Source organism: Corynebacterium sp., assembly GCF_030532325.1.
In the GTDB taxonomy this organism is placed as follows: Bacteria; Actinomycetota; Actinomycetes; order Mycobacteriales; family Mycobacteriaceae; genus Corynebacterium.
Map to the genome: position 1 here is coordinate 1 of NZ_JAUNLS010000010.1, position 12,107 is coordinate 12,107.

General features: G+C 62.4%; 13 protein-coding genes. 2 read left to right on the plus strand and 11 right to left on the minus strand.

Annotated elements, in window-relative coordinates; genetic code table 11:
- Positions 1–992: 992 nt before the first annotated feature.
- From rplQ to secY, 10 genes are all read right to left on the minus strand, one after another.
- Positions 993–1,472 (minus strand): 50S ribosomal protein L17, encoded by a 480-nt coding sequence (gene rplQ / locus Q4E25_RS06705; protein WP_303155454.1) that lies wholly within the window; start codon positions 1,470–1,472, stop codon positions 993–995.
- A gap of 72 nt (positions 1,473–1,544) precedes the next feature.
- Positions 1,545–2,555 (minus strand): DNA-directed RNA polymerase subunit alpha, encoded by a 1,011-nt coding sequence (locus Q4E25_RS06710; protein ID WP_303155457.1) that lies wholly within the window; start codon positions 2,553–2,555, stop codon positions 1,545–1,547.
- 114 nt (positions 2,556–2,669) lie between these two features.
- Positions 2,670–3,275 carry a 30S ribosomal protein S4 gene (gene rpsD, locus Q4E25_RS06715; RefSeq protein WP_303155459.1) on the minus strand — a complete coding sequence of 202 codons (606 nt, stop codon included), beginning with the start codon at positions 3,273–3,275 and terminating at the stop codon, positions 2,670–2,672.
- A gap of 21 nt (positions 3,276–3,296) precedes the next feature.
- A complete protein-coding gene (rpsK, locus tag Q4E25_RS06720; RefSeq protein ID WP_303155462.1) occupies positions 3,297–3,701 on the minus strand; it encodes a 30S ribosomal protein S11 in 405 nt (134 codons plus the stop codon).
- Between the two features lie 3 nt (positions 3,702–3,704).
- On the minus strand, positions 3,705–4,073 hold the full coding sequence (gene rpsM / locus Q4E25_RS06725; RefSeq protein ID WP_303155465.1) for a 30S ribosomal protein S13: 369 nt from the start codon (positions 4,071–4,073) through the stop codon (positions 3,705–3,707).
- A 178-nt stretch (positions 4,074–4,251) separates the two neighbouring features.
- Complete coding sequence (infA, locus tag Q4E25_RS06730; RefSeq protein ID WP_004566852.1) at positions 4,252–4,470, minus strand: translation initiation factor IF-1; 219 nt, start codon at positions 4,468–4,470, stop codon at positions 4,252–4,254.
- A gap of 269 nt (positions 4,471–4,739) precedes the next feature.
- Positions 4,740–5,519 carry a L,D-transpeptidase gene (locus Q4E25_RS06735; protein WP_303155515.1) on the minus strand — a complete coding sequence of 260 codons (780 nt, stop codon included), beginning with the start codon at positions 5,517–5,519 and terminating at the stop codon, positions 4,740–4,742.
- Between the two features lie 105 nt (positions 5,520–5,624).
- A complete protein-coding gene (gene map / locus Q4E25_RS06740; RefSeq protein WP_303155518.1) occupies positions 5,625–6,419 on the minus strand; it encodes a type I methionyl aminopeptidase in 795 nt (264 codons plus the stop codon).
- 3 nt (positions 6,420–6,422) lie between these two features.
- Positions 6,423–6,968, minus strand: a complete 546-nt coding sequence (locus Q4E25_RS06745) for an adenylate kinase (protein WP_303155520.1) — start codon at positions 6,966–6,968, stop codon at positions 6,423–6,425.
- Positions 6,968–8,293, minus strand: coding sequence for a preprotein translocase subunit SecY (gene secY / locus Q4E25_RS06750; protein WP_303155523.1), 1,326 nt, complete (start codon positions 8,291–8,293; stop codon positions 6,968–6,970). The genes Q4E25_RS06745 and secY overlap by 1 nt, the downstream gene beginning before the upstream one ends.
- A 407-nt stretch (positions 8,294–8,700) precedes the next feature.
- On the opposite strand from secY, the gene Q4E25_RS06755 reads away from it, so the two are divergent.
- Complete coding sequence (locus Q4E25_RS06755) at positions 8,701–10,038, plus strand: class I SAM-dependent methyltransferase (protein WP_303155526.1); 1,338 nt, start codon at positions 8,701–8,703, stop codon at positions 10,036–10,038.
- Positions 10,039–10,050: 12 nt separating this feature from the next.
- Positions 10,051–11,538, plus strand: a complete 1,488-nt coding sequence (locus Q4E25_RS06760; protein ID WP_303155528.1) for an FAD-binding oxidoreductase — start codon at positions 10,051–10,053, stop codon at positions 11,536–11,538.
- A gap of 118 nt (positions 11,539–11,656) precedes the next feature.
- On the opposite strand, the gene rplO is transcribed toward Q4E25_RS06760, so the two are convergent.
- Entirely contained in the window at positions 11,657–12,106 is a 450-nt protein-coding gene (rplO, locus tag Q4E25_RS06765) for a 50S ribosomal protein L15 (RefSeq protein ID WP_303155530.1), read from the minus strand.
- Between the last annotated feature and the right edge of the window lies 1 nt (position 12,107).

The window sequence follows — 12,107 nt, forward strand, 5'->3', positions numbered from 1 at the left end:
CCGACATGAGCACAACCCCGGGTCACAGATACACCACGCTAACGGACGCAACCCATAGCGGACGCGCTTGGAGTGGCTAAACCGGTGAACGCAACTATCTTGTCGTCTCCGCTACCAATCGATCCAGCTGTACCGGGAGCCTACGGAATTCTCAGCCTGGAGACCCCCTCCGATTGGGAGAAACTCTCTGGCCGCCCGCTTACATCCGAGCAACGCGCAGTCCTCGAGCATGGCGGAGTTTTAGTTCGCGACCGTGACCTGATGCAAGGCCATCACGTCGAACTAAGCGAGCAACAAGAGGACATACCACGCCTACCTGCCATGCCGGCGGATTTCGGCGAGTATTGGAAGAAACAAGTGGGAGCGCTCATGCTCACCGACGCCGCCGAAAGCCAGAAGATCAAAGGCTCAAGCAGCCAAATAATCCTTACCGGGCTATCACCGCAACAAGTGGCGGACCTTCCAAAACTCGCCGCGAGACTGGGCATCCCGCCCGAAAGCATCGCGTTGCCCACGCATTACGGTGCGTCCACACCAACAGTGTTTTACCTCAGCCTGCTCGCGGCAGTAGCTTCAGCCGTGGCGCTGTCGATTGCCATATCGCAGGCCATGCGGCGCGATATGAGAGCAATCCACGTTTCCTTCCGGCTACTTGGTCTAGATACGAGATGGAGCCGAAACACGCTCATTTGGGCACTCACTGGGACCGCATGCATTGGCCTATCCCTCGGCGTGTGTGCAGGCGTCCTTCCCCTGGCCATGTACGGAGTCATCCTTGGCGAAGGGTTCATCGTCGCTGTTGATTGGCCATCTCTGGCTGCGGTAGCGGTTGGGATAGGGCTCGGTCTCAGCGCCAGAGCAATCGCCCAGAGACGAGGGCCCAGCTAGGCCCTGCCCTTAGTCGATTTGGGCAGCAAAACGACGGGACCGCACCTGCCCTGCAGCAGTGTGCGGTCCTTGTCTTAGCCTTCAGGCTCGGAGGTAAGGAAGAATTACTTCTCCTCGGTCTCCTCGGCGGAGGTCTCCTCAGCCTCGGCCTTGGTTTCCTCTGCCTCAGCCTCAGCGGCCTTGGAAGCGGCAGCGCGGGTGGCGCGGTTAGCCTCGGCGGTCACGGTCTCCTCGAGAACGAGGGAGATCTGGGACATCGGGGCGTTGTCGCCGGTGCGGTTCTCCAGCTTGATGATGCGGGTGTAGCCGCCATCACGGTTCTGGAACTTCTCAGCCAGCTCGTCGAACAGGTAGGCAACAACATCCTTGCGCGGGATGAGCTTGAGAACCTGGCGACGGTCTGCAACAGAGCCGCTCTTAGCCTTGGTGATGATCTTCTCGATGTACGGACGAAGAACCTTCGCCTTAGCATCGGTGGTCTTGATTGCGCCGTGCTCGATGAGGCTAGCTGCCAGGTTGCTCAGGAGGTGAGCCTGCTGGGTAGCGGAGCCGCCGAGACGGGGACCCTTCTTCGGGGTTGGCATAGTGTACTCCTCGTGTGCGGATAGTTGAGCGCGCGGCAGCGACTAGGCGCCACCGCAGTTCAGGGTGAATCTTTACTCGGAATCGTCCGCAGACGGATCCTTGAAGTCACCGGTTTCTGCGTCGTAACCCTCAAGCTGGGTCGGGTCAAAGTCCTCAGGGGTGTCCTTGAGAGCCAGGCCCAGGTTAGCCAGCTTGATCTTTACCTCGTTTATGGACTTCTGACCGAAGTTGCGGATATCCAGCAGGTCGGACTCGGTGCACTCAGCGAGCTCGCCGACGGTGTGGATCTCCTGGCGCTTCAAGCAGTTGTAGGAGCGGACGGAGAAGTTTAGGTCCTCGATCGGCATGCTGTAGGCGGCGATGTACTCCGTCTCCTGCGGGGACGGGCCAATCTCGATGCCTTCAGCAGCGGTGTTCAGCTCGCGAGCCAGGCCGAAGAGCTCGACCAGGGTGCCACCGGCGGAAGCCAGGGCGTCGCGGGCAGAAATCGAGTTCTTGGTCTCGACGTCGATGATCAGCTTGTCAAAGTCGGTGCGCTGCTCAACACGAGTTGCCTCGACCTTGTAAGAGACCTGCAGCACCGGGGAGTAAATCTGGTCAACCGGAATGCGGCCGATCTCACCAGTGGTCGATGCAGCAGGAACGTAGCCACGGCCACGCTCGACGACGAGCTCCATTTCCAGCTTGGCAGTGTCGTTGAGGGAGGCAATGTGCAGATCCTTGTTGTGGATCTCCACGCCAGCCGGCGGCTGGATGTCTCCCGCGGTGACCTCACCCGGGCCTTCCTTGCTCAGGTACATGACCACCGGCTCGTCGGAGTCGGAGGACAGCACCAGACCCTTTACGTTGAGGATGATCTCAGAGACATCTTCCTTCACACCGTTGATGGTGGTGAACTCGTGGAGAACACCATCGATCTTGATGGAGGTCACTGCTGCACCCGGGATGGAGGACAGCAGCGTACGACGCAGGGAGTTACCGAGGGTGTAACCAAAGCCCGGCTCGAGCGGCTCAATGATGAACTTGGAACGAGACGAGTCGATGAATTCCTCGGTGAGCTGAGGACGCTGTGAAATGAGCATTGAATTTCTCCTTGTCGGCGACCGCTATATGACGCCGGTAGAAGGGGTAAAGATAAAGGTTTCGAAGATTCCTGATTGGTCGCACACCCCGCAACGGAGCTGCGACCACACAGTTTACTTCGAGTAAAGCTCGACGATGAGCTGCTCCTGCAGCGGGACGTCGATCTGAGCGCGCTCGGGCAGCTGGTGCACGAGGATGCGCAGGGTGTCCGGAACGACCTGCAGCCAGGCCGGGACGTTGGCGTCGATCAGGCGGTCCTGAGCCTCTTCGAACCATTCCATCTTCTGGGAACGCTCGCGGACATCGATGATGTCGTACTGCGTCACGCGGAAGGAAGGAACGTTGGTCTTCTTACCGTTAACGGTGAAGTGACCGTGGGAGACCAGCTGACGAGCCTGACGGCGGGTGCGAGCCAGACCAGCGCGGTAGATCACGTTGTCGAGGCGGGACTCCAGCAGGACGACCAGGTTGTCACCGGTCTTGCCCGGCAGGCGGTTAGCCTCGGCGTAGTAACGACGGAACTGACGCTCGAGCACACCATAGGTGTACTTTGCCTTCTGCTTCTCCTGGAGCTGCAGCAGATACTCAGATTCCTTGATGCGGTTGCGGCCAGCCTGTCCCGGGGGGTACGGGCGACGCTCAAACGCCATGTCGCCGCCGACCAGGTCGACGCGCAGACGGCGGGATACGCGGGTAGCGGGGCCAGTATAACGAGCCATTGTTTTACCTCTTCCTTTCCCTTAAACCTTGCGGCGCTTGGTCGGACGGCAGCCGTTGTGCGGCTGGGGGGTGGCATCCGTGATCGAGGAAACCTCGAGGCCTGCAGCCTGCAGGGAACGGATGGCGGTCTCGCGGCCGGAGCCCGGACCCTTGACAAAAACGTCAACCTTCTTCATACCGTGCTCCATTGCCTTGCGGGCAGCGTTCTCAGCGGCCATCTGAGCGGCGAACGGAGTGGACTTACGGGAACCCTTGAAGCCGACGTGGCCGGAGGATGCCCAGGAGATCACAGCACCGTGCGGGTCCGTGATGGACACGATGGTGTTGTTGAAGGTGGACTTGATGTACGCGTGGCCTGCGGCCACATTCTTCTTGACGACGCGACGTCCAGTACGACGTGCGCCGGAGCGAGTCTTCGGAGGCATATGCTACTTCTTCTTTCCTGCGATCGTCTTCTTGGGACCCTTACGCGTGCGAGCGTTGGTCTTGGTGCGCTGACCACGAACGGGCAGGCCACGACGGTGGCGGATGCCCTGGTAGCAGCCGATTTCAATCTTGCGACGGATATCAGCCTGGACCTGGCGGCGGAGGTCACCCTCGACCTTCCAGGAAGCTTCAATTACGTCACGCAGCGCCGACAGCTGATCATCGTCAAGGTTGTCGGTGCGCAGGTCCGGAGAAATGCCAGTCTTTTCCAGCAGTTCCTTGGCTCGGGCGGGGCCGATGCCGTAGATGTAGGTGAGAGCAACCTCCATGCGCTTGTTGCGCGGGAGGTCAACACCAGCTAGACGTGCCATGTGGCTTGTCCTTTCGGGTTGTTACGATGGTTTTCTCCTCATCCGTCCCGCTCCATGCGGCGCTTCGCCCGGTCCGTGCCGGGGCTGTGGGCCACTTACCAGTGCGGGCTCAGGCCATCGCAGCCTGAGGTAGAAAAGACGCCGTACCCGGCGCCCTGGGTGAGGAGGCTAACAGTGTTTACTTGTAGCGGTAGACGATGCGTCCGCGGGTCAGGTCATAAGGAGACAGCTCCACCACCACGCGGTCCTCAGGGAGAATGCGGATGTAGTGCTGACGCATCTTGCCCGAGATGTGAGCAAGAACCTTGTGCCCATTGTCGAGCTCGACACGGAACATTGCGTTGGGCAAGGGCTCGATAATACGACCCTCGACCTCGATTGCGCCTTCCTTAGCCATAACCTCTACTTTTCTGGTGCCAGACAAGTGCTGGTCACCTGCATGTTTGCTGTCTACTGCTGCGGCGATGCGCTGTCATAGCGGCGGTGTTCAGATGATGTTCACCGTCCCGCGCATACACCAGCGGTTAAGCATACGCGCATGTCGCGCGTTTTCCAAACCCTATTTGCCCACGGCAACGCAGAAACCCTGGCCCACGGCAACGCAGAAACCCCGGGCCGTCACGGGAACGGGCACCGGGGTCGGATGCTCTTGAGGTTGAGGTGGGCTTAGTAGATGAAGACCTTAGAGCCCACCGGCACCTCGTTCCAGAACTTCACGGCGTCCTGGTGGGTGAGGTGGATGCAGCCGTTGGAGAGCACGTTCGGGTCGCCCTCGTGGAAGGCGTGGCCGTTGTTGGTGAAGTACATGGAGTAAGGCATCGGAGCGTTGCCGAACTCGCGGGAGATCTCATTCTCCACCTTGCGGTTGATGTAGAAGGTGCCGGACGGGGTCTCCTCGCCGGGCTTGCCGGAGGAGATCGCGGAGGCCACGTAGGAGACGTTGCCGCCCTCCTGCAGCCACGTGCGGCGGCCGTCGAGGTCCACGCAGACGCGGGCGTCGGCCGGACAGGGGCCGCGGTCGAACTCATTGGCGCGGCGCTCCTCCTCCGCCTTGCGCTTGGCGGCCTCGGCAGCCTCACGCTCGCGGGCGATCTGCGCCTCCTGAGCGGCGCGGATCTCGGCGTTCTTCTGATCGATGAGACCCGGGAAGAGGGCGTTGACTGCGGCGTCGACAGCCGGCTGGATGGCGTCGGCGGCCTGCGGGTTGCTCTTCTCCACAGCGTCCAGGATCTGGTTGCGGGTGTTCCAGGCCTGCTCGCGGGTCTGGCCTACGAAGTTGTCGAGCTGAGCTTGGGCGTCGGAAGAAAGGTTCTCAATGCTCGGTACGGTCTGAGCGGATGCGGCAGGTGCTCCCAGTAGGGAAAGAGCAATCATGCCGGCGGTTGCAGGGGCAAGGACTGCGCGACGTGCAGGGAAGGACACGCGGCGGAAGCTGTTTTTCGACATAGGGGGAAGTATAAACCTAATCTGTGAGTTTGCATACTGAAGCTGCGCATAGCGGCCTCAGCCTTTTCTTAGAAACGTGCCCGGTACCGGGTCCCGTGACGGGCCCTAGTAGCGGGGCGTGAGGATGCGCGGGCCCTCGGCGGTGGCGGCGACGGTGTGCTCCCAGTGCGCGGCCCAGGAGCCGTCGGTGGTGAGCACCGTCCAGTCGTCGTCAAGCACCGCGCTGTCCTCCGTGCCCAGGGTGAGCATGGGTTCGATCGCCAGCACGCTGCCCTCCTGAATGAGGGGGCCGCGGCCCGCCTTGCCCTCGTTGGCCAGGTAAGGGTCCTCGTGCATCTCGCGGCCGATGCCGTGGCCGCCATAGCCGTCCACGATAAACAGCGCCACGCCAAACTTCTGCTCGGCGCGGTAGGTGGCCTGCTCGAGGGCGGCGGAGACATCGGTCAGGCGGTTGCCCGGGACCATGGCCTTGAGCCCCTCGTAAAGCACCCATTCGGTGGCCTCGTTGAGAGCCTGCGCCTCGGCGGAGAGCTCGCCCACGCCGAAGCTCCAGGCGCTATCGCCCACCCAGCCGTCGAGGGTGGCGCCGCAGTCGATGGAGACGAGGTCTCCCTCGGCCAGCACGATGTCCGCAGAAGGGATGCCATGCACGATGACGTCGTTGACGGAGGCGCAGATGGAGCCGGGGAATCCCCCGTAGCCCTTGAATGTAGGAACCGCGCCGGCCTCGCGGATGACCTGCTCGGCCACGGCGTCGAGTTCGAGCGTAGATACGCCAGACGCCGCAGCCGCGCGGACTGCCTGCAGGGCGCGGCCGACAATCTCGCCGGCGGCCTGCATGGCGTCAAGCTCGCCCGGGGTGCGGGCGGGGATGCGCTGGTTGCGGCGTCGAAAACCCATGAGCTACTTGCCCATCGCCTTGAGGGCGCGCTGGTTGATCTCCTCAACCTCGCCCTCGGCCTTGACCGGGATGATGGCGTCGCCGTAGTGCTGGATGAGCGGGAAGGTCTCGTCGCGGTAGACACCGAGACGGGTGCGGATGGTCTCCTCGTTGTCATCGGCGCGGCCGCGGGCGAGCATGCGCTCCACCACGACGTCCTCGGAGACCTCGAAGTTGAGAACGCCGTCGAGCTTCAGGCCCTTATCGGCGAGCAGCTTCTCCAGGATGTCAGCCTGCTCCACGGTGCGCGGGAAGCCGTCCAGGAGGAAGCCCTCGGCGGCGTCATCCTGGTTGAGGCGGTCCTCCACCATGCGTGCGGTGACGTCGGTGGGCACGAGCTTGCCTGCGTCGATGTAGGACTTAGCCTCGACACCGAGCGGGGTTCCCTCACCAATGTTGGCGCGGAAGAGATCGCCGGTGGAAATGTGCGGGACGCCGAGCTTTTCGCTCAGGATTGCTGCCTGGGTGCCCTTACCGGCACCGGGAGGGCCAAGGAGTACGTAACGCATTACTTGAGAAGTCCTTCGTAGTTGGATTGCAGGAGCTGGGATTCAATTTGCTTGACCGTGGTCAGCGCAACGGAGACCATAATCAGGATTGCGGTACCGCCGAAGGCGGAGGTACCGCTTGCCGACGCCGCTCCCACGCCCAAATCCAGCAGGATGTTGGGGAGGATGGCGATGAGCGCCAGGTACAGGGAACCCACGAACAGCAGACGGTTCATGACGTAACCCAAGTACTCCGCCGTCGGGCGGCCCGGACGGATGCCCGGGATAAATCCACCATACTTCTTCATGTTGTCCGCCTGCTCCGCGGGGTCATACTGCACGGAGACGTAGAAGTAGGAGAAGAAGATGGTGAGCACGAAGTAGAGCACGATGTACTGCCAGGAGCTCGGCGCCTGCAGGTGAGCAATGACGTTGCGCTGCCACCAGTTATCCGGCACCACGGCGGAGCCGGAGTTGACAATCTGCGTAATGAGCACCGGCATGTAGATGAGCGAGGAGGCAAAGATGACCGGGATAACGCCGGCCTGGTTGACCTTGAGCGGCAGGTAGGTGGAGGAGCCACCGTACTGGCGGCGGCCCACCATGCGCTTGGCGTACTGCACCGGGATGCGGCGCTGGCCCTGCTCGATGAAGGTAATGCCCACGACCAAGACGATGAGGCCAGCGACGACCATGGCCAGGACGAGGCCGCCGTTGTTGTTGTAGATATTCACGCCGTCGGTAGGCAGGCGGGTAGCAATACCGGCGAAGATGAGCAAGGACATGCCGTTGCCGATGCCCTTCTCCGTGATGAGCTCGCCCATCCACATCACCAGCACAGCACCCGCGGTCATGGTGATCACCAGGACCACGAGGGTGAAGAAGTTGCGGTCTTCCGCCAGCACCGGCACACCCTGACCCAGCAGCTGCTCGCGGTCAGCCAGCGCGACGATGCCGGAGGACTGCAGCAGTGCCAGCGCGAGGGTGAGGTAGCGCGTGTACTGCGTCATCTTGGCCTGGCCGGACTGACCTTCCTTCTTCAGCTGCTCGAAGCGGGGAATGACCACGGTAAGCAGCTGCACGATGATGGACGCCGTAATGTAGGGCATGATGCCGATGGCGAAGATCGACAGCTGCAGCAACGCACCACCTGAGAAGAGGTTGATGACTGAGTACAGGTTGCCGGACTCCTCGGTCAGCGTACGAAGACGGCCAGCGATGGACGCGTAATCGACGCCGGGGGACGGAATCTGCGCACCGACGCGGTACAAAATGATCATCACCAGGGTGAAGATGATCTTCTTGCGTAGGTCGGCGTCCTTAAAAGCCTGGACAATGGCGGACACTACAAAATCCTCCTGGCCAACCGCTGCCACAGACCGGAAACCCGGCCCGCAACGCACGGAGGTGGATACTCATCTGTCCCCCATGCCCGTGCACAAAAAGGGGTTCAGGCAGGGCATAAGGAACGGTTGGACACTTTTGACCTCACTACCCTACCAGCAGTGCACTGCGGCTTCCTACTGGGGGCGTCTTAAGGAAGTGTCTGGCCACGTCGCGCTCTCTCCGGTTTCGGAAGTGCGTCAAGAGGTTTAACATCTGAAATATTGCCCTCGAGCAATAAAATTCTATAATTCTCGACCCCCTCGTTCCCTCCGGCACCGAGCCAGGTTGCTCGAGGCTGGAATGGTAGCGGAACCTGGACGGCCGTTATTGGTGTGACATCGACGTACTAACTGACTAAGAGGAAGAGATGGCCAAGAAGTTCACCCCGATGACTGTGGCAGAAATTATCGACTGCTTTGTCCCCGCGCCCAACCCCTTCCGGTGGGAGGCCTTCGACGGCTCCTCCACCGGACCGAGTGATTCCCCCTTTACCGTCAAGATCAACAGCCTGCAGGGCCTGTCCTACATCGCCACCCACCCCGGTGACGTCGGCTTTGCCCGCGCCTACGTCACCGACGGCATCACCGTCGAGGGCGAGCACCCCGCTCACCCCTACGGCATCTTCGACGCCCTGCACGCCATGTATGACAAGTTCCGCACCCCGGACGCCCGCACCCTGGCGCGCATCGTGCGCTCCCTGGCCTCCATGGGTGCGCTGCAGATCCAGCCCGTACCCGAGGTGGAGCGCGCCTCCTGGCTGCGCCGCAAGCTTCACGACGGCCTCTCGCGTCACTCCAAAGAGCGCGACGCCGAGGTGATCTCTGATCACTACGACGTGGGCAACGACTTTTACGAGCTCTTCTTGGGCAACTCCATGACCTACACCTGCGCCTACTACCCCAGCCCGGAGGCCACCCTCGACGAGGCCCAGGAGAACAAGTACCGCCTCATCTTTGACAAGCTGCGCCTCAAGGAAGGCGATCACCACCTCGACGTCGGCTGCGGCTGGGGCGGCATGGTGCGCTACGCCGCGCGCCGCGGCGTGCACTCCATCGGCGTGACCCTGTCCAAGGAGCAGGCCGAGTGGGGCCAGGCCAAGATCATCGAGGAGGGCCTGGAGGAGTTCGCGGAGATCCGCTTTATGGACTACCGCGACGTCACCGAGAGCGGCTTCGACGCCATCTCCTCCATCGGGCTCATCGAGCACATCGGCGTGCAGAACTACGCGGACTTCTTTAGCTTCCTGCACGGCAAGCTCAAGGTGGGCGGCATGATGCTCAACCACAACATCACCTACCCCGATAACCACAAGACCCCCAAGGGTGGGTTCATCGACCGCTACATCTTCCCCGACGGCGAGCTCACCGGCTCCGGCACCGTGACCAAGCGCATGCAGGACGCCGGCTTCGAGGTCATCCACACCGAGTCGCTGCGCTTTGACTACATGCGCACCCTGCACGCCTGGTGCGAGAACCTCAAGGAGAACTGGGATAAGGCCTGCTCCCTGGTGGGCCTGCCCACCGCCCGCCTGTGGGCCATCTACATGGCCGGCTCCGAGTGGGGCTTCGAGCACAATGTGGTCAACCTCTACCACTTCCTCGGCGTCAAGCTCGACGAGTCCGGTTCCCGCGCCGGCGTGCCCGAGCGCCGCTGGTGGAACGACAGCCGCTTCCCCGCCGAAGAGGCGGAGGAAAGCCACAGCTAGGAAGGAGTGCGGATGAACATCTCAGATCTCAAGGAATTGCAGCCCCGCTCGGTGGATGCAGAGGACATCCGCCCGGTGGGCTGGGCGGCGCACCGGGAGGGCGTCGACAAGCTGCTCACGAGCTTCCGCGCGGTGCCGCGAGGACAACGCGTGCGCCTGGCCAAGAAGACCTCCAACCTCTTCCGCGCCCGCAGCGAGCAGCAAGCCGGTCTCGACGTCTCCGGGCTGGGCGGGGTCATCGCCATCGACCCGCAGGCGCGCACTGCCGACGTGCAGGGCATGTGCACCTACGAGGACCTCGTGGACGCCACCCTCCCCTACGGGCTTATGCCCTTTGTGGTGCCGCAGCTGAAAACCATCACCCTGGGTGGAGCGGTCACCGGCATGGGCGTGGAATCCACCAGCTTCCGCAACGGGCTGCCCCACGAATCCGTCATCGAGATGGACGTGCTCACCGGCACCGGGAAGATCCTCACCTGCTCGCGGGAGGAGAACGTGGATCTCTTCCGCCTCTTCCCCAACTCCTACGGCTCCCTGGGCTACGCGGTACGCCTCAAGATTGAGCTGGAGGAGGTCCCACCCTTCGTGGAGCTGCGCCAGCAGCGCTTCCACGACCTCGAGCAGCTCAGCCGGGTGCTCGCGGAGGTCTCCGAGTCCCACACCTTCCAGGGCGAGCCGGTACACGGACTCGACGGCGTGGTCTTCTCCGAGGAGGAAAGCTACCTGGTCTTTGCCCGCTTCACCGAGGAGGAAGGCCCGGTTTCCGACTACACCCGGGAGAAGATCTACTACCGCAGCCTGCAGCACGAGAAGGGCATCCGCCGGGACCGGCTGAGCATCCGCGATTACATCTGGCGCTGGGATACGGATTGGTTCTGGTGCTCGCGCGCCTTCGGTGCGCAGAACCCCACGGTACGCAAGGTGTGGCCGCGCCAGCTGCGCCGCAGCTCCTTTTACTGGAAGCTGGTGCGCCTGGACCGCAAGTACGAGCTGGAGTACAGCTTCATCAAAAAGCCCAAGGGCCTGCCGCGCGGTGAGCGAGTGGTGCAGGACATCGAGGTCACCCCGGAGAACCTCCCGGAGTTCCTCCACTGGTTCTTCCACGCCTCCGACATCCAGCCGGTGTGGCTGTGCCCCATCCGCCTACGAGAGGGCGTCGAGGAGCTCGTGGGCACCGGGGATATTGCCGCGCGTGCGGAGTCCCCCTGGCCCGCCTATCCGCTCAAGCCCGGCACCACCTGGGTCAACGTGGGCTTCTGGTCCGGAGTGGAGGGCAATCACGTGGATCCTTCCGCGCCCGGCAACGGTGCCTTCAACCGCATCATTGAGGCCAAGGTCAGCGAGCTGGGCGGGCACAAGTCCCTCTACTCGGAGGCCTTCTACTCCCCCGAGGAGTTCGCCGAGCTCTACGGCGGGGACCTGCCGCAGCGCATCAAGGAGGTCACCGACCCCGACGGGCGCTTCCCGGGCCTCTACGAGAAGACCGTGGACGAGGCCTAAGCCAAGGCCTCAACCGAGGCCGAGGTCGCCGGGCCCCTCGGAAGCGCATAGCAAAAGTCCCGCCGCCACTGTGACAGTGACGGCGGGACTTAAACGTTATTCCAAGCCCTACTTGGCCCTACTTGGTTGCAGTGGCGGTGCCGCCAGCAGCCTCAATCTTCTCGATTGCGGACTTAGAGAACTTGTCAGCGGTGACATTCAGCTTGACGTTGATGTCGCCGTTGCCCAGAACCTTGACCGGCTGGTTAGCGCGGACGAGGCCGGCAGCTGCGATGTCGGCAACAGTGATGTCGCCGCCCTCTGCGAACTTAGCGGCCAGGTCAGACACGTTAACAACCTGGTACTCGACGTGGTTCGGGTTCTTGAAGCCCTTGAGCTTCGGCAGACGCATGTGGATCGGCATCTGGCCACCCTCGAAAGCAGCCGAAACCTGCTTACGAGCCTTGGTGCCCTTGGTACCGCGACCAGCGGTCTTACCCTTGGATGCCTCACCGCGGCCGACGCGGGTCTTGGGTTTGTTTGCTCCTGCGGATGGGCGCAGGTCGTGCAGCTTGATGATATCAGCCATG

Bases quoted from the DNA above. Each gene is read 5' to 3' on its own strand.
- rplQ (WP_303155454.1), bottom strand. From the start codon at position 1,472: ATGCCAACCCCGAAGAAGGGTCCCCGTCTCGGCGGCTCCGCTACCCAG.
- map (WP_303155518.1), bottom strand. From the start codon at position 6,419: ATGGGTTTTCGACGCCGCAACCAGCGCATCCCCGCCCGCACCCCGGGC.
- Q4E25_RS06745 (WP_303155520.1), bottom strand. From the start codon at position 6,968: ATGCGTTACGTACTCCTTGGCCCTCCCGGTGCCGGTAAGGGCACCCAG.
- Q4E25_RS06710 (WP_303155457.1), bottom strand. From the start codon at position 2,555: ATGCTCATTTCACAGCGTCCTCAGCTCACCGAGGAATTCATCGACTCG.
- Q4E25_RS06755 (WP_303155526.1), top strand. From the start codon at position 8,701: ATGGCCAAGAAGTTCACCCCGATGACTGTGGCAGAAATTATCGACTGC.
- rpsD (WP_303155459.1), bottom strand. From the start codon at position 3,275: ATGGCTCGTTATACTGGCCCCGCTACCCGCGTATCCCGCCGTCTGCGC.
- rplO (WP_303155530.1), bottom strand. From the start codon at position 12,106: ATGGCTGATATCATCAAGCTGCACGACCTGCGCCCATCCGCAGGAGCA.
- Q4E25_RS06735 (WP_303155515.1), bottom strand. From the start codon at position 5,519: ATGTCGAAAAACAGCTTCCGCCGCGTGTCCTTCCCTGCACGTCGCGCA.
- infA (WP_004566852.1), bottom strand. From the start codon at position 4,470: ATGGCTAAGGAAGGCGCAATCGAGGTCGAGGGTCGTATTATCGAGCCC.
- Q4E25_RS06760 (WP_303155528.1), top strand. From the start codon at position 10,051: ATGAACATCTCAGATCTCAAGGAATTGCAGCCCCGCTCGGTGGATGCA.
- rpsK (WP_303155462.1), bottom strand. From the start codon at position 3,701: ATGCCTCCGAAGACTCGCTCCGGCGCACGTCGTACTGGACGTCGCGTC.
- rpsM (WP_303155465.1), bottom strand. From the start codon at position 4,073: ATGGCACGTCTAGCTGGTGTTGACCTCCCGCGCAACAAGCGCATGGAG.